At 39.1% G+C, this 22922-nt stretch carries 21 protein-coding genes and 1 other RNA gene; 20 read left to right on the top strand and 2 right to left on the bottom strand.

Annotation, left to right across the window (positions count from 1 at the left end; all coding sequences use genetic code 11):
- The first annotated feature begins 37 nt into the window (after window positions 1-37).
- The 18 genes from ptsP (at window position 38) to D8Q48_RS09845 (ending at window position 18953) form a co-directional block, all read left to right on the top strand.
- The gene (gene ptsP / locus D8Q48_RS09935; protein WP_121056387.1) at window positions 38-1660 is read left to right on the top strand and encodes a phosphoenolpyruvate--protein phosphotransferase; all 1623 of its coding nucleotides are present in this window, start codon (window positions 38-40) and stop codon (window positions 1658-1660) included.
- 328 nt (window positions 1661-1988) lie between these two features.
- The gene (locus tag D8Q48_RS09930) at window positions 1989-4124 is read left to right on the top strand and encodes a M28 family peptidase (RefSeq protein WP_243116274.1); all 2136 of its coding nucleotides are present in this window, start codon (window positions 1989-1991) and stop codon (window positions 4122-4124) included.
- Complete coding sequence (locus tag D8Q48_RS09925; protein ID WP_022075245.1) at window positions 4124-4753, top strand: GNAT family N-acetyltransferase; 630 nt, start codon at window positions 4124-4126, stop codon at window positions 4751-4753. Before D8Q48_RS09930 ends, D8Q48_RS09925 begins: the two co-directional genes overlap by 1 nt.
- 56 nt (window positions 4754-4809) lie before the next feature.
- Entirely contained in the window at window positions 4810-6111 is a 1302-nt protein-coding gene (locus D8Q48_RS09920) for an amidohydrolase (RefSeq protein ID WP_121056386.1), read from the top strand.
- Complete coding sequence (locus D8Q48_RS09915; RefSeq protein ID WP_121056385.1) at window positions 6095-6703, top strand: Maf family protein; 609 nt, start codon at window positions 6095-6097, stop codon at window positions 6701-6703. The genes D8Q48_RS09920 and D8Q48_RS09915 overlap by 17 nt, the downstream gene beginning before the upstream one ends.
- Window positions 6704-6779: 76 nt before the next feature.
- Complete coding sequence (locus tag D8Q48_RS09910; protein WP_186865702.1) at window positions 6780-6971, top strand: DUF6472 family protein; 192 nt, start codon at window positions 6780-6782, stop codon at window positions 6969-6971.
- 65 nt (window positions 6972-7036) lie between these two features.
- The gene (locus tag D8Q48_RS09905) at window positions 7037-7777 is read left to right on the top strand and encodes a copper homeostasis protein CutC (protein WP_243116273.1); all 741 of its coding nucleotides are present in this window, start codon (window positions 7037-7039) and stop codon (window positions 7775-7777) included.
- A 1004-nt stretch (window positions 7778-8781) separates the two neighbouring features.
- Complete coding sequence (locus D8Q48_RS09900) at window positions 8782-9462, top strand: F0F1 ATP synthase subunit A (RefSeq protein ID WP_330514249.1); 681 nt, start codon at window positions 8782-8784, stop codon at window positions 9460-9462.
- A gap of 72 nt (window positions 9463-9534) precedes the next feature.
- On the top strand, window positions 9535-9759 hold the full coding sequence (gene atpE, locus D8Q48_RS09895; RefSeq protein WP_022075251.1) for an ATP synthase F0 subunit C: 225 nt from the start codon (window positions 9535-9537) through the stop codon (window positions 9757-9759).
- 46 nt (window positions 9760-9805) lie between these two features.
- A complete protein-coding gene (gene atpF, locus D8Q48_RS09890) occupies window positions 9806-10309 on the top strand; it encodes a F0F1 ATP synthase subunit B (RefSeq protein WP_117991058.1) in 504 nt (167 codons plus the stop codon).
- Entirely contained in the window at window positions 10287-10823 is a 537-nt protein-coding gene (gene atpH / locus D8Q48_RS09885; RefSeq protein ID WP_121056384.1) for an ATP synthase F1 subunit delta, read from the top strand. The genes atpF and atpH overlap by 23 nt, the downstream gene beginning before the upstream one ends.
- The gene (gene atpA / locus D8Q48_RS09880; RefSeq protein ID WP_347562297.1) at window positions 10820-12337 is read left to right on the top strand and encodes a F0F1 ATP synthase subunit alpha; all 1518 of its coding nucleotides are present in this window, start codon (window positions 10820-10822) and stop codon (window positions 12335-12337) included. The genes atpH and atpA overlap by 4 nt, the downstream gene beginning before the upstream one ends.
- Window position 12338: 1 nt before the next feature.
- A complete protein-coding gene (atpG, locus tag D8Q48_RS09875) occupies window positions 12339-13235 on the top strand; it encodes an ATP synthase F1 subunit gamma (RefSeq protein WP_117991051.1) in 897 nt (298 codons plus the stop codon).
- Window positions 13236-13244: 9 nt separating this feature from the next.
- A complete protein-coding gene (gene atpD, locus D8Q48_RS09870) occupies window positions 13245-14645 on the top strand; it encodes a F0F1 ATP synthase subunit beta (protein WP_121056382.1) in 1401 nt (466 codons plus the stop codon).
- A gap of 12 nt (window positions 14646-14657) precedes the next feature.
- The gene (gene atpC, locus D8Q48_RS09865; RefSeq protein WP_117991046.1) at window positions 14658-15077 is read left to right on the top strand and encodes an ATP synthase F1 subunit epsilon; all 420 of its coding nucleotides are present in this window, start codon (window positions 14658-14660) and stop codon (window positions 15075-15077) included.
- Window positions 15078-15269: 192 nt separating this feature from the next.
- A complete protein-coding gene (locus tag D8Q48_RS09860) occupies window positions 15270-16886 on the top strand; it encodes a GGDEF domain-containing protein (RefSeq protein WP_121056381.1) in 1617 nt (538 codons plus the stop codon).
- Window positions 16887-16917: 31 nt separating this feature from the next.
- Window positions 16918-17748, top strand: a complete 831-nt coding sequence (locus D8Q48_RS09855; RefSeq protein ID WP_121056380.1) for a D-alanyl-D-alanine carboxypeptidase family protein — start codon at window positions 16918-16920, stop codon at window positions 17746-17748.
- A 335-nt stretch (window positions 17749-18083) separates the two neighbouring features.
- Window positions 18084-18953 carry a hypothetical protein gene (locus tag D8Q48_RS09845; RefSeq protein WP_121056379.1) on the top strand — a complete coding sequence of 290 codons (870 nt, stop codon included), beginning with the start codon at window positions 18084-18086 and terminating at the stop codon, window positions 18951-18953.
- A 72-nt stretch (window positions 18954-19025) separates the two neighbouring features.
- Here D8Q48_RS09845 and D8Q48_RS09840 read toward each other — a convergent pair whose 3' ends face one another.
- A complete protein-coding gene (locus D8Q48_RS09840) occupies window positions 19026-19826 on the bottom strand; it encodes a DUF6128 domain-containing protein (protein WP_121056378.1) in 801 nt (266 codons plus the stop codon).
- 102 nt (window positions 19827-19928) lie between these two features.
- On the opposite strand from D8Q48_RS09840, the gene tadA reads away from it, so the two are divergent.
- Window positions 19929-20462 (top strand): tRNA adenosine(34) deaminase TadA, encoded by a 534-nt coding sequence (gene tadA, locus D8Q48_RS09835; protein WP_330514253.1) that lies wholly within the window; start codon window positions 19929-19931, stop codon window positions 20460-20462.
- A 90-nt stretch (window positions 20463-20552) separates the two neighbouring features.
- Here the strand turns inward: tadA and ffs are convergent.
- Window positions 20553-20816, bottom strand: an RNA gene (ffs, locus tag D8Q48_RS09830) — signal recognition particle sRNA large type.
- 147 nt (window positions 20817-20963) lie between these two features.
- Here ffs and D8Q48_RS09825 point away from each other — a divergent pair.
- Complete coding sequence (locus D8Q48_RS09825) at window positions 20964-22712, top strand: B12-binding domain-containing radical SAM protein (protein WP_121056377.1); 1749 nt, start codon at window positions 20964-20966, stop codon at window positions 22710-22712.
- Window positions 22713-22922 lie beyond the last annotated feature (210 nt).

Raw genomic sequence — 22922 nt, 5'->3', positions numbered from 1 at the left:
TATTATTAGTTTATTATTAAGTTAAGGCGGGGTCATTATGGAAATTATTCAGGGAAAAGCTATTTTCGGTGGAATTGCAATCGGTCCGATTTCGTTTTTTGCAAAAGAGCAGAAACAGGTAAAACGTACAAAAGTTGAGGATACAGAAGCTGAAATTGCACGCTATGAAGCAGCATTAGCAACAGCAATTGAACAGTTGGGAGCATTGTATGAGAAAGCCCTCAAAGAAGTGGGCGAATCTGAAGCACAGATTTTTGAAGTACATCAGATGATGTTGGAAGATGATGATTACAATGATTCTGTTAAAAATATTATTACTAGCCAGGGACTTAATGCAGAGTTTGCAGTGGCTACTACAGGAGACAATTTTTCGACAATGTTTGCAGCAATGGATGATGAATATTTCCAGGCAAGAGCTGTGGATGTTAAAGATATTTCTGAACGTATCATTAATATTTTGATGGGAATCGGAGAAGCAAAAGTGTCTGATGTGCCATCTATTATTGTTGCAGAGGATCTTGCACCTAGCGAGACTGTTCAGATGGATAAGAGTAAATTACTTGGTTTTGTTACAAGACTTGGTTCTTCTAATTCTCATACAGCAATTCTTGCAAGAACAATGAATATTCCTGCTCTGATTCAAGTAGATATTAAAGAAGAGTGGAATGGAAAACAGGCGATCATTGATGGTTTCAGTGGTAAATTTATTATCGAACCAGAAGCAGATGTATTGGAAGAGTATCAGAAGAAACAGGCAGAACAACAGGAAAGAAGACGTCTTCTTGCAGAACAGAAGGGCAAACCGACTGTGACAAAGAATGGAAAAGCAATTAAGCTTTTTGCAAATATTGGTTCTGTATCAGACCTTCAATCCGTAATGGAAAATGATGCAGCTGGAATAGGATTGTTCCGAAGTGAATTCCTTTATCTGGAGTCTGATACATATCCGACAGAAGAGGAACAGTTTAAGGCTTACAAGATGGTAGCAGAGACGATGGCAGGTAAGAAGGTTATTATTCGTACATTGGATATCGGAGCTGATAAACAGGTAGATTATTTTGAGTTAGATAAAGAAGAAAACCCGGCAATGGGACTTCGTGCTATCCGTATCTGCCTGACAAGAACGGAAATCTTTAAGACACAGTTGCGTGCACTTTTAAGAGCAAGTGCATTTGGTAATATCGCAGTGATGTATCCAATGATCATTTCTGTTGAAGAAGTTCGTAAGATTAAAGCCATTATGGAAGAAGTAAAGGCTGAACTGGATGAAGCAGGAATCCCATATGGCAATGTAGAACAGGGAATTATGATTGAGACACCTGCAGCAGTAATTTTAAGTGATTTGCTTGCAAAGGAAGTTGATTTCTTTAGTATTGGTACAAATGATTTAACACAGTATACATTAGCAATTGACCGTCAGAATGCAAAATTAGATGAGTTCTATAATCCTCATCATGAAGCAGTTTTAAGAATGATTCAGATGGTTGTTGAAAATGCTCATAAGGCCGGAATCTGGGCTGGAATCTGTGGAGAACTTGGAGCAGATCTGGAGCTTACCGACAGATTTATGGAGATGGGTGTAGATGAATTGTCAGTATCTCCAACATTTATCTATCCTGTAAGACAGAAAATCAGAGAATATGACGGAGAGACAAAATAGCTTACTGTTCACAGGCACTGTGAACAGTAACCAAAATAGTTGCCGTGCTCATAGAAATTTGAATAATGGCATAATTAAATAAGGTTATATGGTAGCTCATATAAATATAGGAGGCATCCCGGCGTTTCCGCCAGGATGCCTCTTGCTGTTCACAAATACTGTGAACAGTAACTATTTGGCAATTTTTCAAAGAGAGACAGAGATAAAAATATATTGAGAATATACCAGAGTGCGTTATAATGGGGAATAGAAAACAAAAGATTATCATTGCGTGTTCTTATGGAACAGACAGTTTATAGATTTAGTCAGAAAAGAAAGAAGATGCATCATGGAAGTAATAAAACAGAAAGAATTGTGGGAAGAGCAGCTGCAGACATGTTTGAGCAAGTTGGATGTTGAATATTCGTATCAACTTGCAAAACGAATGGAAAAGGAAAAAACAAATCCGGTGCTGGGATATCGAACAGCAGGATCAAAGGCGGAGATTGCCACGGGTAATATGTTATATGAGGAAATGAAACGGATTGGTTTATCGGATGTGACAAAAGATGAGTTCCGTCTAGATTCGTGGGAGTTTGAGAAAGCTGTTTTGAAATTCAAAGACAAAAAAGGAAAGGAATATAGTTGTCAGTTAGGGGCGTATCAGACTAACTTTGTAACGGATGGATTTCAGGAATATGAGATTGTATATGTGAATAAAGGAACTGCCGCAGATTATGAAGGAATTGATGTAGAAGGAAAATTAGTTCTTGCAGAAATCAATCAGCGGGATGAATGGTGGATTAATTATCCTGCTTATCAGGCATATTTGAAAGGTGCGGTCGGATTTATTGCAGTGCAGGAACATGGATACGGAGAAAAATACGATACCTCTCTAAATGCACAGGATATCGCAGGTCCGGAATATGCGGCAGCATTTTCCATGTCACAGGCAGATGCAAAGAAATTAAAAGAATGTATGGGAATATCGGCTGAGTATAATATGGGTTCAAAATGTGTGGAAGCAAAGCAGTCAATTTCAGCAAAAGTATGGTTGGATGCCAAATCTATAGTTCGGCGAAATGTACCGGCATATAATATTGTGGGAAAGATTCCGGGAGAAGAGACGGAACAGATGATTTTGTTGACGGCACACTACGATTCATATTTTGATGGGTTTCAGGATGACAATGCCGCAGTCGCAATGATTATCGGAATGGCGAAGGCAGTGTTGGAGGGCGGTTATCGCCCGGCACATACGATTGTAGTTTGTGCGGTGGCTGCAGAAGAGTGGGGTGTATCAGATTCTAAATTTGACTGGTCAACCGGTGCATACAATCAGGTCTTTCGAGTGCATCCGGAGTGGCGGGGACATATAATTGCGGATTTGAATTTTGAATTGCCGGCACATGCACATCACAGCCGGGATGCAATCCGGGGAACATATGAATATGCGGATTATTTCGAACAGTTTATAAAACAGATTGATGTGCCGAAAAAAGCATATCCGGATGGAATAACGGTATTGTATCCGATTGAGACATGGTCGGATGATTTCTCTATTTCAATTGCAGGAATTCCTTCCCTGGTAAATGATTTCAGTGACGGACCATTTATGGAAAATTATTATCATTCTCAGTACGACAATGAAGAACTGTATGAAGAACCTGTGTATCGTTTTCACCATGAATTGTATTTGAGATTGATCTTGGAAATGGACAAACTGGTACTTCCGCCGCTGGATTTTGGAAGGATGTTTAAGGCAATGAAAGAAAGTCTGGATGAGAAGGAGATATTGCAGGAAACAGAGAATGCAGTGATTCAGGAAAAAGAACAGTCAGACGAGGTGAAGGATAATCCGGTTCATGTATTAGAAAGACTGATAGATTGCGGAATCTATCAGGCAGACGAGATATACAAGTGGATACAGAGGGTAAATCTGGAATATCAAAATTTGGAATCAAAGGAAGAACGAAAAGTTTATCGGGAGCAATATTCGAAAAAGGGAGAAGCATTGCTTCGAATTTATCAAAAAACGCAAGATTATTTTACACGTCTGGATTGGGAAGATGAGGTGAAATTTCCACAGGAGGCGGTGAAACGCAATATCAGGGAACTTAAGTGTGCGCTGGATGCGTTGAAAGAGGGAAAAATTCATGATACACTGGAATCCATTTATAAAGTAGATAATAACTGTTTTGCATTTTTGTTTGATGATGAAGTGTATTATCATTTTACAGAATATATTTTACACCAGCCGAAGGAACGATTAATGTGGGGCGCAGGGAGAATCTGGCACCATGAGAATCTTTATGGAATCGTGCAGCGGTTGAGAGGTAAGATGAAGGAAGAGAATCCGAAATTGAATGAGGAAATAAGACGATTGGAAGCAGCTATTTACAGACAGAAAAATTGTTATGAGGATGATATTCGATACATGATTCGTTCGTTGGAGAAAATCCGAAAAATGATGGGAGAGGTATAATGGATAATTTATATAAAGTACAAGAAGAGGATTTGGAGAGATTAAAGCGAATACTGACGGTATGTTTTGCAGAAGATCCGCTCTATTGTACGTTGATTGAAGATGAAGAAACAAGGGAACGACTTTTACCGGAGTTGTTTGAGAGTGACTTGACAGAATTCTTTGAAACCTGTGACATCTATTCCGATAGTGAGGAACTCAACAGCATTCTTGTAGTGTCAGATGAGACGGAGCATCAGAATCCAATCTACCATTATCTGGCACAGCTTAGAGGGACGATTAGAACAGACGAAAGCTTGATCAAAGAAGACCACAGCCTGAAAACATTTTGGAACTTTGCACTTGGCAAGGATTATTTGAATGCAAGCTGGACAAGTCAGCTCCATCAGACAAAGCGGATACATATTATATATTTAGCGGTTGCACCGAGCCATCAGCATCATGGACTGGCAGAACATTTGATGAAAGAATTGATCGAACATGCAGAAAAGAATGATTTGATGCTGTCCTTAGAGACGCATAATCCGCAGAATGTACCGTTTTATGAGCATCTTGGATTTAAAGTATATGGTGTGGTGGAAAATTCACATTTTGATTTGAAGCAGTATTGTATGATCCGGGAAATATAATCTTAAAAGTTAGAATATGAAAGAAATTTTACTGGGAAAATGAGGTAATAGTGAGTATGGATACAAGAAAACAGATTACGACATGGGTGGATACAAATAGAGAAGACCTGATTGAGACAGCAAATGAAATTTTTAAACATCCTGAAATTTCTTTGGAGGAGAAGGTGTCTTCGAAGATTTTGGCAGATTATCTTGAAAAGCAGGGATTTACGGTAACTTGGGGAATTGCCGGATTTGAGACAGCATTTGTCGCTGAATGGGGATATGGTAAGCCGGTTCTCGGATTCCTGGCAGAGTATGATGCCTTGCCGGGACTTGGACAGGAAACCTGCAGTACACGAAAAGCAATCGAAGGACCGGGACACGGATGTGGTCATAATTTACTTGGAACAGCATGTGCCGGGGCAGCCGGAGCACTTAAAAGCTGGATGGAAACGGAAGAAAAAGAAGGAACGATACGTGTATATGGATGCCCGGCAGAGGAGATTGTAATTGGTAAGATTCGTATGAATGAGGCGGGAGTGTTTGATGATTTATCCGCAGCGATCACATGGCATCCGTTTGATCGAAATCGTGTGAGTTATGATATCTGGCAGGCTCAGGATATTAAAAACTATAAATTTTACGGAAAAGCTGCACATGCCTCAAAGCATCCGGAAATGGGAAGAAGTGCACTTGACGCAGCAGAATTGATGAATGTGGGAGTAAACTATTTGCGGGAACATGTGGCAGATGATGTGCGGATGCATTACACTTATACCAATACGGACGGTCCGGCTAATATTGTACCGCCATATGCTTCAACAAATTATTTTATCCGCTCAGCAAAATGGGAGAGAACAAAAGATGCATCTGAGAGGGTTGATAATTGTGCAAAAGGTGCGGCACTTATGACTGGAACAAGAGTCGAAATTGAACGTGTGACGAAGAATAAGGAAATGAAAGTGAATCGTGTCCTGGCAGAGACATTTTATCATGCAATGGAACAAATCGACACACCGGAGTATACAGATGAAGAAATTTTATTTGCAAAAGAAATCAGTGAAGAGGCAGGACTGGAAAATGATGGAGTATATTTCACGGGATTAGAGCCTTTAGAAGAAAAACCGGTTATCTTATCGATTGGAACAGATGTGTCTGACGTAAGCCATACAGTTCCAACAGTAATGTTGAGCGCAGCGGCAATGTGTAAAGGAACGCCATTGCATCATTGGGCAGCTACAGCACAGGTCGGCATGAGTATTGGGGAAAAAGCGATGCTGTATGTGGCGGAGTGTATGGCACTGGGAGCAACAGAGCTGGTGAAACAGCCGGAATTATTGAAGAAAGCGTGGGAATTACATGACAAAACAAAATAAAAAGCGAATAGTACTTGGTTCGGCTTCACCAAGACGAAAAGAGTTATTAGAGCAGATAGGCGTAGAATTTGAAATTAAAACAAGTGATAAGGAAGAAATATATGAAAGTACAATTCCGACAGAAATTGTTCAGGAACTGGCATTGATGAAAGCAGGAAATGTGGCAATGGAGCTGGAAGAAGTGGAAGGAAATGTGATAGATACAATTGTAATCGGAGCGGATACGGTTGTTGTTCATGATAATAAAATATTGGGAAAACCGTCAGATGAAGCGGAGGCATTTCGCATGTTAAAGAGTCTGGCAGGAGATGCACATCAGGTTTATACAGGAGTTGCAATGCTTGTGTATGGAGAAGATGGAGAAGCCAAAGAAATCTGTCATGCAGAAAGGACAGAGGTATTTGTACATGAAATGAGTGATGAGGAGATTCGAAACTACATTGCGAGTGGAGAACCGATGGACAAAGCAGGTGCATATGGAATTCAGGGTAAATTTGCTGCATACATCGATAAGATAGAGGGAGATTATTATAATGTGGTCGGACTTCCGGTGGCGTATGTATATCAGCAGTTGAAAGCACTGGATGCGTAAATAACGTCGATAATAAGAAATTTACTGGGATATGTGAATAATAAGTGTGAAAAAAATGGTCCGGAGGTGGATAAGTTTGCAAAAAAAGAAAAGCAATGTGAATTGTGAGAGTTGTATGAATTATGAATATGACGAAGAATATGAATATTATGTTTGTACACAAAATTTGGATGAGGATGAAATGTACCGATTTGTTCAGGGAAGCTTTCATGATTGTCCATATTATCAATTTGGAGACGAATACCGTATTGTGAGAAAGCAGATGTAAAAATAAAATTGAAAATGTGAGCAGAGCGAGTGCTGAATTATTATGAAAGTAGAGGAATGATCAGATTGAAGAAAATAATATTAGAGGCATGTGTAGATAGTGTGCAGTCTGCTATTTATGCACAAGAAGGCGGAGCAGACAGATTGGAACTTTGCAGTAATTTGCTTATTGGCGGTGTGTCACCGGGAAAAGCATTATATAATCAAGTGAGAAAAAATACAGATATTCCGATACGTGTATTGCTTCGTCCAAGATATGGGGATTATTGTTATGACGGATATGAGTTTGAGCAATTGAAAGAAGAAGTACAGATGTATTGTGAGGCGGGTGCTGACGGAATTGTCATTGGTTTGTTACGTCCGGATGGCAACTTGGATGTGGAAAGAATGGAAGAGTTGCTTAAACTAGCAGGAAATAAAAAGAAAACACTACATCGGGCATTTGATGTGTGTGTAAATCCGATGAAAGCATTGGAAGAGGCAATAGAAATCGGATTTGATACGATTCTTACAAGTGGTCAGAAAGAAACTGCGTGGGAAGGAAGAACAATTCTGAAAGAATTACAAGAAAAATCCCAGGGCAGAATTGAGATTCTTGCAGCGTCCGGGATCTGTGCAGAAGAAATCAAAAAGCTTATCCCGTATACGGGGATTATGTCCTATCATATGTCAGGGAAGATCGTTCTGAACAGTCGGATGGAATACCGAAAAAAGGGAGTAAGTATTGGGATGCCGGGAGAGGATGAGTATGTGATCTGGCAGACCGCGAAGGAGAAGATAGCGGAAGCGAGTGGGATTGCTATTTAGTTCACTGGGTGGCAATACGTTCCTTACAAAAAATTGATATAAGAATTCTTGCTCAGATTCCATGAGCGGGAGACACATAAGAGCGTAAATTTTTGCTAAAAGCAAATGAATTTGAACTCAAACTTGCTGCTACGCAGCTTCGAACACGTTCGTTCAAATTCATTAACGCAAAAATTTACGCTCTATGTGTCTCCAACGCTCACTCCATATTCGCTCGAATTTCTTATATCAATTTTTTGGTAAGTAATGTATTGGCTCAAGTTGTGAAGTAAATAGAACTCAAAGGATACGTGGGAAGTATTCTCAGATCCCAGAAAAGTAAATCCCTCATCGCTCCACCTATTTCAACCACGGTACACCACAAAGCAAGAAAAAGACTATGCAATTCAGCGAATTGGAGTCGGGCTTGCCCGACGAAGCTGAGCAGGAGTGCATAGTCTTTTTCTTGCTTAGGGCTGTCGTGAACTAAATAGCAAAAAATTCACAGTAATAACAGAAACAGTCCTACAATCTATTGGGGAGAATGTGAGTGAAAGTATTTATAAGCGTTAAAAAATGATAAAAGTAAATGGATGAAATATATATGAATAAAGAAAGTAGTGTGCAAATTTCACAAAAATTCACATTTTTTCATAGCAAATAGAATAAATACGTGACGACAAATTTGAGAATGTGTTTCCGTACAAAAAAAATGGAAGAAAAAATGCATGAAAAAGAGAAATAAATCAATGAAAATAAAAGGAATTTTGAATAAAAATTCCATGAAAAAATGATAAAAAGTAGAAGCAAAAACAGCAATAACAAAAGATTGACAAAAGAATTTTGTGGGAGTATATTTACAATAGCTTTTGGGAGATACAATCTTGAAAGATGCGATAAGGCAAAAGTTCTTCTGTGAAAGAAGTTCTTTTTTTGTACCAAAAATGAGGAGTTTCTTCTTATTAAATGGGAACTTATCGTAAATAACAATTTGATAAAGAAAGGGAGGGAGCGATACGGGCAATTTGACAGACAGGTTGCTGGAAGAACTGCAGTGTGAGACGGTCATTAAGATTCCATTCTTGAATGGGTTGCTGGATATTAAGGAATCGGTAGTCGTCACATGGATTATCATGGCAGTGATAGTCGCCTTGTGTATCGTCTTTGTGAGAAATCTCAAAGTTGAGAATCCGGGGAAAGGGCAGTTGTTATTAGAATCCGCTATTAGCACGGGTCAGAACTTCTTCGAAGATGTCATGGGTAAGGAAAACAGAAAATATATTCCATACTTATTGACTGTTCTGATTTATATTGGAATTTCAAACATTATAGGTCTTTTTGGGTTTAAGCCGCCGACAAAAGATTTGAATGTTACAGCAGCCATAGCAATTATGAGTATGATTCTTATTGAGTATTCAGGAATTCATAAAAATGGAGTGAAGCATTGGGTGAAGCATTTTGCTGAACCAGTACCATTTGTAGCACCGATTATGATTTTGGAAATTGTAATCAGACCGCTGTCGCTTTGTATGCGATTATTTGGTAATGTATTGGGAGCATTTGTTATTATGGAACTTTTGAAGACAGTAGTTCCAGTTTTGGTTCCTATCCCATTTAGTTTTTATTTTGATATATTCGATGGATTATTACAGGCTTATGTATTTGTGTTCCTGACAGCATTATTTATGAACGAGGAACAGGAATAAATTCACAGAGAGTTGTGCAAAGAATAATAAAATTACAATCATTTAGTGGAAAAGAAAAAGGAGATTAGAATTATGGGAACAATTATTGCAATTGGAGCAGGTATCGCAGTATTAGCAGGTTTAGGAGCAGGAGTTGGTATTGGTATTGCAACAGCAAAAGCTGTTGATGCTATCGCAAGACAGCCGGAAGCAGAAAGCAAAATCAGTAAGAACTTGATTCTTGGTTGTGCACTTGCAGAGGCAACTGCTATTTATGGTTTCATTATTGGTCTGTTAATTATCTTAATGCTGAAATAAGAAGTTGTTTAGCAAGACGAGTAAAGAAGAAAGGCAGGTGTAAAAGGTGATACAGTTTAATGCAAGCCTTATCTATACCATTATAAACCTTGTGATTTTTTATCTTTTACTGAAAAAGTTCTTATTTAAACCGGTTATGGGCATTATGGAAAAACGTGAAAAAATGATTGCTGATGGACTTCAGAATGCAACAGATACACAGAATGAAGCAAAGCAGTTAAAGGCAGATTATGAGAAAGCCCTGAGCGGAGCAAAAGAACAATCCAGCCAGATTGTTGATAAAGCACATGCAGAAGCTAAGAAAGAATACAATCGTATTTTATCAGAGGCAAATGAAAAAGCCGGAATTATGCTGGAAAATGCGAAGAAGACAATCGAGGTTGAACGTCAGCAGACAATGAATACATTGCAGTCAGAAATTGCGGGACTTGCAATGCAGGCAGCTAAGAAGATTGTTGATGAAAAGACAGAGAATCAAGGAAACAAAGGAATTTATGATCAGTTTCTGGAAGGAGTAGGTGAAGCTCATGGAAACGCAGACATTGACTAAACGGATGTACCGCTCATCAATGTCAGGACATTATGCGCGAGTGTTGTATGAGCTTAACGTTCCAAAAACAGATATAGAGAAAACAAAAGAAACATTTGCAGAAGTACCACAGTTACGAGAAGTATTTATCAATCCAACGATTTCTGCAAAAACAAAAATGAGCGTCATCGATCAGGTGTTTCCGGAGAGTATGAAGAATTTTCTGAAAGTCGTATGCAAAAATCAGCGTGTCGATCTGATCAATGAGATATTTGATGCGTATGATGAATATTGCGATGAACAGGCTCATATTTTGACGGCAGTATTGACCTGTGTAGAGCCTCCAAGTGAGGAACAGCTCGACAAGATGAAGGTATTCCTTTGTGACAAATATCAGAAAGCAGATGTGAAGATTCAAATCGTAGAAGATACTTCTCTTCTTGGTGGATTTATTCTTCACGTTGAAAATGATGAGTATGACTGGAGTCTTAAAGGAAGACTGACACGATTAGAACAAAAATTGACCTGGAGGTGAACAAGGTGAGTTCAATCAATTCAGAAGAAATCATTTCTATTCTGAAAAATGAAATAGAGAATTTTGATCAGATCAGTAAGGACAGCGAAGTCGGTACTGTAATTACAGTTGGTGACGGAATCGCAACCATTTACGGGATTGATCACGCCATGTACGGGGAAATTCTTACCTTTGAAAATGGTCTGAAGGGAATGGTTCAGGATATCCAGAAAGATGCTATCGGATGTATCTTGTTTGGCCATGACACAGAGATCAAAGAAGGAACAAAGGTTGCTCGAACAAGGAAAAAGGCCGGTGTTCCGGTCGGAGATAAATTTATCGGACGAGTTGTTAATGCACTCGGCGAGCCAATTGACGGAGCAGGTGAGATTGAAGCAGATGGTTATCGCCCAATCGAAAATGAGGCGCCTGGTATTATTGACCGTAAATCTGTAAGTGTACCAATGGAGACAGGTATTCTGTCAATTGATTCTATGTTCCCAATTGGACGTGGACAGCGTGAGTTGATCATTGGAGACCGTCAGACTGGTAAAACTTCAATTGCTACCGATACAATTTTGAACCAGAAAGGAAAAGATGTAATCTGTATCTATGTTGCAATTGGTCAGAAAGCATCTACAGTTGCTAAGGTAGTAAATACATTTAAGGAAGCAGGTGCGATGGATTACACAATCGTTGTTGCTTCAACAGCAAGTGATTGTGCACCGCTTCAATATATTTCTCCATATGCAGGAACTGCTATGGCTGAATATTATATGCACAAAGGAAAAGATGTATTAATCATATACGATGATCTTTCCAAACATGCGGTTGCTTACCGTGCATTATCATTGTTACTTGGACGTTCGCCTGGACGTGAAGCATATCCTGGAGACGTATTTTATTTGCATTCAAGACTGTTGGAGCGTTCCAGCCGTTTGAATGATGCACTTGGCGGAGGTTCTATTACAGCACTTCCAATTATTGAAACACAGGCTGGTGATGTGTCTGCATACATCCCTACAAACGTAATTTCTATTACAGACGGACAGATTTTCCTTGAAAGTGATTTGTTTGCATCTGGTATGCGTCCGGCGGTTAACGTTGGTTTGTCTGTATCCCGTGTAGGTGGAGATGCACAGACAAAAGCAATGAAGAAGGCAGCAGGAAGTCTTCGTATCGATCTTGCCCAGTATCGTGAGATGGAAGTATTTACGCAGTTCAGTTCAGATTTGGATGCTGCAACGAAAGAACAGCTGGAATATGGTAGTGGTTTAATGGAACTTTTGAAGCAGCCATTAGGAGCACCGATGGGATTGGCGGATAAAGTTATTACATTATGTGCTGCAAGAAATAAAGTGATGCTTGGAGTTGAAACAGCAAAAATTAAAGAATTCCAGCACGATATGTTGCAGTATTTTGCAACAGAACATCCTGAAATCGGCAAAGAAATTGAAGAGACAAAGGTATTGTCCGATGAACTGGCAGAGAAGATTGTAGAGACTGCAAAGGAATTTAAGAAGAGCAGGTGTTAAGATGGCAAATATCAGAGAAATACAGACTCGTATTAATAGTGTAAAAGACACGATGAAGATTACAAATGCCATGTATATGATTTCTTCAACAAAGATGCGTCAGGCAAAGAAAAAACTGGCTGACACAGAGCCGTATTTCTATGGCTTACAGGGAGAAATTTCACGAATCCTCCGACATGTACCGGAGATGGAGAAGCAACGGTTTTTTGATCTTCGAGAAGAGATTCCGCCAGAGAAGCGTAAGATTGCATCAATCGTAGTAACTGCGGATAAAGGTCTGGCAGGAGCCTACAATCACAATGTAGTGAAGGCAGAAGAAGAGATACTTGCAGGTCCGGGAGAGCACAAATTATTTGTTGTAGGTGAGCTGGGAAGACATTATTTTGCTAAAAGTGGAGTAAAGATTGACACAAATTTCCAGTACACTGTACAGAAACCAACGATGCACCGGGCAAGAGATATTGCCGCAACTCTTCTTGAACAGTTTGGAAATGGAGAGCTGGACGAAGTATATATTGTATATACACGAATGGAAAATTCAATTCAGTCTGAAGTGGAGAAGGTTCGTCTGCTTCCGCTGGAGAGAAGCTCATTCAACGAGATGAAGATGCCGCTTAACGTGTATCGTGAAGCGATTGCATTGTATCCATCTGCACAGGCAGTGATGGACATTATTGTACCAAACTATATTGTAGGTATGATTTATGGTTGTCTGGTTGAGGCATATGCAAGTGAGCATAATGCTCGAATGACTGCGATGCAGACAGCAACAGACAGTGCACAGGATATTATCAGAGAACTTTCTATTGAATATAACAGAGCCAGACAGGCTGCAATCACTCAGGAAATTACTGAGGTCTGCAGTGGCGCAAATGCGCAGAAGCGGAAAAGGAAGTGAGAATAGCATATGAATAAAGGACGAATTGTACAGGTTATGGGACCTGTCGTTGACGTATTATTTGAAGATGGAAATCTTCCTAGCATCAAAGATGCTTTGGAGGTAGAAAATAATGGTAAAGTCTGCGTTATGGAAGTTGCACAGCATCTTGGAAACAATGAAGTGCGCTGCCTGATGCTGGCTGCAAGTGAAGGACTTCATAAAGATATGGAAGTAACTGCAACAGGAGCAGGTATCCGCGTTCCTGTTGGAGATCAGACACTTGGACGTTTGTTCAATGTGCTTGGTGAAACGATTGATAACGGAGACAAAATCGAAGACGATGCTCAGAAATGGGTTATCCATCGCGATCCTCCGACATTTGAAAATCAGAGTCCGGTAGTAGAGATTCTGGAAACAGGTATTAAAGTTATTGACCTTCTTGCTCCATATGCAAAAGGTGGTAAGATTGGTCTGTTCGGTGGTGCCGGTGTAGGTAAGACCGTATTGATTCAGGAATTGATTCATAACGTTGCAACAGAGCATGGTGGATATTCTATTTTTACCGGTGTAGGAGAGCGTTCCCGTGAAGGTAATGACCTTTGGACAGAGATGAAAGCTTCAGGAGTTCTGGAGAAGACAGCATTGGTATTCGGTCAGATGAACGAGCCACCTGGAGCACGTATGCGTGTGGCAGAGACAGGACTGACAATGGCTGAATATTTCAGAGATGAGGAACATCAGAATGTGCTGTTATTCATCGATAACATTTTCCGTTTTACACAGGCTGGTTCAGAGGTATCTGCATTGCTTGGACGTATGCCTTCAGCCGTAGGTTATCAGCCTACACTTGCAACAGAAATGGGTGAGTTACAGGAACGTATTGCATCTACAAAGAATGGATCCATTACATCTGTACAGGCAGTATATGTACCTGCAGATGATTTGACTGACCCGGCTCCTGCAACAACATTTGCCCATTTGGATGCAACAACTGTACTTTCACGTAAAGTTGTAGAACAGGGAATTTATCCGGCGGTAGATCCACTGGAATCAAGTTCACGTATTTTGGAAGCGGATATTGTAGGTGAGGAACACTATAGAATTGCCAATCAGGTAAAAGCAATTTTGCAGAAATATAAAGAGTTGCAGGATATCATCGCAATTCTTGGTATGGAAGAGCTTTCTGATGAAGATAAGGCAACAGTTATGCGTGCAAGAAAGATTCAGAAATTCTTGTCACAGCCATTCTCCGTTGCAGAAACATTTACAGGAATTCAGGGAAAATATGTGCCTTTGAATGAGACAATCCGTGGATTTAAAGCTATTATTGATGGAGACATGGATCAATATCCGGAAAATGCATTCTTTAATGTCGGAACAATTGACGATGTTATTGAGAAAGCGAAGACAATGAGCTCAGAAGAGTAAAGGAGTGCGCATATGGAAACATTTGGTCTGAAAATAATTGCAAGTGACCGTGTGTTTTACGAAGGACGATGCAGGCAAATTGTTATACCGGCGTATGATGGCGGTACAATAGGAATTTTGCCGAACCATGAGAATATGGTGATTGCAGTAAATGTCGGAGTTGCCCGTATGGAGATTGAGCCGGGGGACTGGCGTGAGATTGCTGTCGGAAGTGGTTTCATGGAGATTGTTAATAATCGTGTAACCGTACTTGTGCAGACAGCAGAACGTCCGGAAGAGATTGATATCCGTCATGCACAGGAACAAAAAGAACGTGCACAGGAGCAGCTGCGTCAGAAACAGAGTATTCAGGAATACTATCATACGCAGGCTTCTCTTGCCAGGGCGATGAACCGTTTGAAAGTATCACATGGAAAGCATTGGAATGTGTAAATATTGTAAATAATCATAAAAGAACTGTACAAAAAGACTTTTTATGTCAGAGTTGTACGGTTCTTTTTTATATATTAGGAAAGTGCTTTTCTAATATATTAAAAACGCTCCGTTTATGATGCGTAGTGTTGCTTTTTTCACGCTATTATACTAAAATATACTTTAGCTGAATTGATATTAGGGAGAATTACAATGAGTGAAAAAGATAAATTACGTTCGATGGTAGAGCTGATGAATGATGCTTTGAGAACAGTGCGTGATTACTATGATTCAGAATATGCATACTACGTTGAACGGGATGATGAAGAAATTACAATGGTCTACGAGTGGTGTGCGGAGAATATTCCGTGGCAGAGAGACCGAATCAAGATGTTATCCCCGGACCAGTTTCCAAAATGGTTGAGGGAGGAAGTTACAGACACCACAGAAGACAGTTACAGTGTATTTTATCCGATGGGGGAAAATCAGAAGGCAATACTGGCAGTTGTGAATGTTCACAGAGGAGGGTGCGATCTTTCTTTATTGCGTTCGCTACTCCCGTATATTTCACAGACAACAGTTTTACAGAAATTACAAAGACAGCAGGAATATCTAAGTTACCATGATGACTTGACAGGCTTGCTGAACAGGAATAGTTTTGTGGGATATCTTTCAGAGGTGAATCAAGAAGCGTTAAAATCTTTGGGTGCGGTTTCTGTCGATGTAAATGGTCTGAAGAATTTTAACAAAGAATTTGGAAGGGAATATGGAGACGAGGTTGTTATCCGAGTAGGAGAAGTACTGGAAGAGTTCTTTAAAGGTTTTATGGTTTTTCGTATGACAGGAGATGAATACCTGATCCTTGCGGAGAATATTTCATATGAAGAATTTATGAATCGTATTCACAGCAGTAGCGAGAAATTAGACAATATCAGTCTTGGACTGGTTACGATGGGATATGCCTGGGAAAAACTGGATATCAATATAGATAATCTTGTTATGGATGCAGGGAATATGATGCGTAAAGAAAAACGTAAATATTATAAGAATCTGAAAAAAGGTCATCATGAACCGATTATTAAACAGGATTTATTAGATGATATTGAGCAGGGGAATTTTATTGTATGTCTGAAACCAGTGCTGGAAGCGGAATCAGAAGATGTTGTCGGGGCCGAAGCAGTTGTGAGGTATCATCATAAAGACTTGGGGATTGTGGATCCGGGGCGTTATCTGACACTTTTGGAGGAAACAAAGCTTTCGCAGTATCTGGATTTGTATGTGTTTGAAGAAGTGTGTAAGACACTTCGCAGATGGGAGAATGAAGGACGGATGATGTTACCGATTTCAGTTAATTTCTCAGGAGCAACTTTACGATATGAGAGTGTTGGAGATAAGATTCTGCAGATGATTGAAAAATATCATGTGTCAAGTGAGTATTTGCAAGTGGAAGTGTCGGAGACAAATCAGGAGATGAACCCAGAGATGCTTGCTGAGACAAGTAATAAAATCCGAAAAGCGAATGTGAGGGTTCTTTTGGATGATTTTGGGGCAAAAGATTCCAGTTTTTCTATTTTGTCTATTATGGAGTTTGACGGCTTGAAACTAGATAAAGGAATTACCTCTAATATTGTAGGAAACAGCCGAAGCAGAATTGTGGCAAAAGCAGTGATTGATATTTGTCGTCGACTTGGGGCGTCTGTTTATGCCTGTGGGGTAGAAACACAAGATCAATTGAATGTAATGCAAGAATTGGGATGTGATTATGTTCAGGGGAATTTATTTAACAAAGCAATTACGATTGAGACATTTGAAGTGAGATATATGCAGTAGATGTAAAAAAGTAAGAGGGAGATATAGACAGATGAAGAAAAAAAAGATGAAGTATCGTCTGATTAAAATACTTTGTATCGGAATCATCTTTGGAGCATTGATAGGAATGCTTCTTATGGGATTGAGTGGAAGAGCAAGAATCAAAGAAGTAAGAGAAGAATGTAAAACTACAGAGAATAAGCTGAAAAAAGAAAATGAACAGTTGCAGGCAGAAGCTGAAAAGGCTAAGGTGCAGCCGTCATCAGAGGCGATTGCAAAGGAAAATGCTGAAAAACTGGCTTCTAAAGATGATGACTGGAGTCTTGTCCTGATTAATAGCGAGAGCCCGCTGGATACATCTTATGCACCGAGTCTGACAAAAATAACAGATGATTATTCTGTAGACAGTCGTATTGCGGATGATACAAAGAAGATGTTCCAGGATGCTGCGGATGCAGGAATGAGTTTGAATATTGTATCGGCATATTGTGATAATGAGACATTAAAAGAGTCTTTTAACAACGAAATGTTGAATTGGATTTATCAAGGTGAAGCACCATTGGATGCTTATGATAAAACAAAACAGTCTGTAGCACTTCCGGGAACAAGTGAGCATGCTACCGGATTGGCAATGGATATTACATCATCAGATTACCTAGGTGCAGATGACGAAGAAGAAAATACTGACGAAGCAAAGTGGCTGAAAGCAAACTGTGCAAATTATGGTTATATTTTGCGTTACCCTGCTGAAAAGTCAGATATTACAGGGGTTGGATATGAGCCATGGCATTTCCGTTATGTCGGTAAAACAGCGGCAAAAGAAATTATGGGACAGGGCATTACGCTTGAAGAATATTTGGAACAGCAAAAAGACGGAAAATAATCTGGAAAATCAGATGAAATCTATAAATAGTCACAAAAACAAAGGTGTTTTTCCATTACGGAAAAGCGCCTCTTTTGTTTTAAAAAGATTTATCGAGGTGCAGAATATAGTGCGAATCTTTTACCGAAAGTAAAAGTAGAGACAATTGTTGAACCAGATGCAGCAGAAAAATCTATCTTCTTTCTAAAAAGGAACAGGAATTACTTGTAAATGACAGTGAGTAATCCGGTTCCTTTTTTGATATAGTGGGAAAGAAATTTTTTAGGGAGGGGTTCTGCATTGACGATGGAATGTGCTTTTGTTAGAATAAGGGGTAGATGTAAGGAGGGTTTCTTATGGGAGATTTAACGTTTGGCGAACAAGTTAAAATTATGTTAAGCAGAAAAAACATGACGATTAAACAACTGGCTGAGATGATCGAGGAACGAACTGGGAAAGCAATGTCACGTCAGAATCTGACCCAGCGTTTGAGCAGAGATAACTTTCAGGAACAAGACATGAGATTGATTGCAGCTATTTTGGGATGTCCATTTAAGTTGAGTATATTTCCAGAGGAGTTGGAAATAGAGGAAACCGCATCAGAGGAACTTGCGGTTCAATATGCAAACAATGCAGGGCTGAAAAATAAAGATGCAGAAGAAACGACAGCTGAAGAAGTGAAATCAGAAGAGCAGGAATTAGAAACAGTGCAATCGGAAGAATTAGAAACAGAGGAAGCAGAAGTTGAAGAAGTAGATGATGATTCGGAAGAAGAGATTTTGCCTGAAGATGAAGAACCTTGGGATGAATTAGAGGAATTGACTCTGGAGGATGCGGAGGAGATACCGCAGGACGAAACAGAGAATTATGATGCTCGTAAGACAACCGTTTGGGAGCCGCAGATTGTGCAGAGTGCATATGAGAGAGCGAGACTTACTTCGGAATGGGAGAAGGCAACGATCGAGCCGGAGGAAGAGCCTAAGCGTTTTGTAAAGAGAAACGAAATCGAAGAAGATTTGACAATAGGAGAGTTGAATCCGTATACAGGACACGAATATTTATCTAATAGTGTGAGAATGCATCCGAATAAGATTGGATATGTGCAGGTATACGATCGTGCAAAGCATCGTTGGGACGATATGACAGAATGGGCATATCTTGGATACCAGGAGCGGATGAAATCAGAGCTTGGCAAAGATTATGAACCACCAATTTATTTAGACTAAGGTAAAAGGGGAGCTACAATAGACTGATATGCTCCCCTTTTATAGTGCAAAGAAATTTTAGAAAAATATTTTCTAATAAATGTAATGACACCAATATCCAAAGGTTTCCTGGGTATTACATTCGTCAGAAGAAAGTTCTAATTGATCATTGTAGGAATCTATGAATTTCGGAAAACCAAAAATTTCTGCGGCTCGGGCTTCCTGAATATCATATACTCCGGGCACTCCGAGTTGATAATGACCATTTTCTTCAATAAGGAGAAGATGATGATAATTATGATATCCATGCAGAAGAAAACTGTTGTTTGCAAGATTCCAACATTTTTTAGGAAGAATTTTCAAATCTGAACGATGGATTTTCTGTATGGTTTTAGAAGGAGATAATAAGTTTGTTGTATCACTGGCTTCGAATAAATTATCATTATCGTTGTATTCAGAAGCTGAAAGATCAGGAGCGGACGCAGGAACTTGCTCAGAAGTTTCGGATTGTACAGTTGTCGAAAAAATTTCGTTGATATCCAGATGGAAATGTGATTCTGTAGCTGTAAGAAAACATTCATCGGGCAGTAAAATTAAAAAACCATGCAGATTCTCCATGGATGCAATTGAATTGATGGCAGAATCCGGTAGTGTAAGTTGAGCAGAAATGATATGAGAATTGCATGGAAGCTCACTTATTTTTTTTGAAATGCTATGTTCTTGTTCAGTTAAAATAGCGCAGAGTGGGACAAGGTGCTGATTCGTGACAGGAATATTTCTGGCTTGAATCTGCAGAAGCCAGCAATCAGGCTTTTTTGTAAGTTTTAAAAATCCGGTGTTGCGCATACGGTGATTATTTTTATATTCATAAAGATAATAAATACCTGGATTCATAGAGTACCTCCAATAGATTAATAAAATAAGAATTGAGGAAATGCTGTTCAAAACCTCTAAGATAATGTATTCTTGTAATAATAAGAAAAGAACTGAAAATACATGAAAGGATTAGAAATATTCATGGATGAGATGAACCAAAAGTTGGATGAAAAATATATGAGAGAGGCAATTCGGCAGGCAAAGAAGGCTTATGCGCTGGAAGAGGTTCCGATAGGATGTGTGATTGTGCATGAAGGAAAGATTATTGGACGAGGTTATAATCGAAGAACAACCGATAAAAATCCATTGGCACATGCGGAGATTGCTGCGATAAAAAAAGCGAGTAAAAAAATAAATGACTGGAGATTGGAAGAGTGCACATTATATGTCACCTTGGAACCTTGCCAGATGTGTGCGGGTGCGATTGTACAGGCACGGACAAAGCGTGTTGTTGTCGGATGTATGAATCCAAAGGCCGGGTGTGCAGGCTCTATTTTAAATCTGCTTGATATGCAGGAATTTAATCATCAGGTTGAGCTTACGACAGGTGTACTGGGCGAAGAATGTAGTGCGATGATGAAGCAGTTTTTTAAAGAACTCAGGGAAAAGCAGAAGAAAATAAAATATGAAAGAAGTTTGAAAAAAGAGGATTAGATAAGATTGTATAGAACAATCAGTTAAATATAGATAAAAATAAAAGACACTGTGAGGACATGCCTTCCAGTGTCTTGAATTTCTTACTTTACGTGCATTACGCTTCGAATGCATCTCCACAAACGTTACCTTGGTAGTTGACTCGATCCAGGCACCCTCACAACACCCGGAAGGTCCTGCTTAGTGCTGCTTCGTTCCCGACCTGACACGGTTCACAGGTTCCCGTCGTGTGAGACCCAGATTTTCAACGCCACTTTCCAAGGGCAGCTTTGCAAATCAGCACCCTCTGCGTAATATCACCCCTGCTATAGCGGATTGCAGGTACAAGGTACCGCTAACACCCCGGCTGCACGAGTCTTAAGTTTACATGGTTTTTAAGAAAAAGTCAAGATGCCTAAGAAGAATAATTGAAAATAGAGGGGGAAGCGTTTATAATGAAATGAAAAAAGTATCGGGTTATTTAATATAAAAGCGACATATTAGAAAAAAGGGAGCATATAGATGAATATTTTATTGACTGCAATCAATGCAAAATACATTCATTCCAATTTAGCAGTATATAGTCTGAGAGCTTATGCAGCAGGAAAATGTGAGAGATATAAAGAAGAGATAGGAATTGCGGAATACACAATTAACCAGCCGTTGGATCAGATATTGATGGATCTGTATAAAAGAAAACCGGAAGTACTTTGCTTTTCCTGCTATTTGTGGAACATTGAATATGTAGAACAGCTGATTACAGAACTGGGGAAGATTATGCCACAGACAGATATCTGGCTTGGAGGACCGGAGGTTTCATATCATGCGTCTCATATGTTAGAACAATTTCCACAGGTATATGGCATTATGCGAGGAGAAGGAGAAGAGACATTTTTAGAATTGGCAGAGTTTTATCACAACAACAGTGGGAAAAAGCCGGAACAATGTGAAAAAGTCCAACGATTGAAAGAAATCGTGGGGATAACTTTCCGAGATGGAGAAGAAATCATAGAAACTGCAGATCGAAATGTGATGGATTTAAGTAAAGTGCCATTTGTATATGAAGATTTAGATGTTTTCAAGAATAAGATCATTTATTATGAATCAAGCAGGGGATGTCCGTTTTCATGTAGTTATTGTCTCTCTTCTATCGATAAATGTCTTCGTTTTAGAGACTTAGAGCTGGTAAAAAAAGAATTACAGTTTTTTATAGATCATGAGATTCCACAAGTAAAATTTGTAGACCGTACATTTAATTGTAAGCATTCACATTCTATGGAAATCTGGTCTTATATAAAAGAACATGATAAAGGGAAAACAAATTTCCATTTTGAGGTGGCAGCAGATTTATTAAATGATGAAGAATTAAATTTAATCAGTACTATGCGACCTGGATTAATCCAATTGGAAATTGGTGTGCAGTCAACAAATGAACAGACGATTAAGGAAATTCACCGTACAATGAAATTTTCGCAGGTGACAGAAGTGGTGAATCGTGTGCATGCTGCGAAAAATATTCATCAGCATTTAGATTTGATTGCGGGTCTTCCTTTTGAAGATTACAATAGTTTCCATAAGTCATTTTGTGACGTATATGCATTAAGACCGGAACAGCTGCAGCTTGGATTTCTTAAAGTTTTAAAAGGCTCATATATGGAAGAAAAAACAAAAGATTATGAGTTGTTGTATCAGAACAGACCGCCGTATGAAGTGCTGTCGACAAAATGGCTTCCATATTCGGATGTGATTCGTCTCAAAGGATTGGAAGAAATGGTAGAGGTGTATTATAACAGCAGACAATTTGAACATACTATGGAATTGCTTGAACAAGTTTTTGGAGATTCGTTTGTGATGTTTGAAGAAATGAGTAACTATTATGAAGAACATGGATATTACGGGGTGAATCATAATCGTGTCGCACGATATGAAATATTATATGCGTTTATAAAAGAAGTGGCATTAGTACAATACGAGACTTTATTAACAGAAGAGCAATTTCGTCAGACGTTAGTTATGGATTTATATCTGCGGGAAAATATGAAAAATCGTCCGGCATTTGCAGGTGACTCTTTAGTAAGTAAAGTGGTGGAGCGGACATTTTACGATACAGAGGCAGAAGAACATCAATATTTGAAAGGGTATGAAAAGTATGATAAACGTCAGCTGCGTAAGATGACACATTTGGAAAATATAGATGGACATTTGATTTTGTTTGATTATCAAAACCGCAATCCACTCACAAATCAGGCTACAACATATAAGGTTGTATAGGGCTGCTGTGACCAGCAACTATATAGGTTCTTGCAAAAAATGAGCAAAAAGTATAGAATAAAACCAATTCAAAATAAGAAATAAAAAAGAGGTATCGAAATGAATTTTTATGATAAAAAATTTAAGAAAACAGTGTCTATTGTTATTCTTGTAATAATATTAGCAATGGTTGCAACGATGATAATTCCATATCTTATGTAAAGAATATGG

This window comes from Ruminococcus sp. B05 (genome assembly GCF_003628495.1).
Lineage (GTDB): Bacteria > Bacillota > Clostridia > Lachnospirales > Lachnospiraceae > Schaedlerella > Schaedlerella hominis.
Note: the sequence above shows the minus strand (reverse complement) of the source record. Positions and strands in the feature narration are given on the sequence as shown.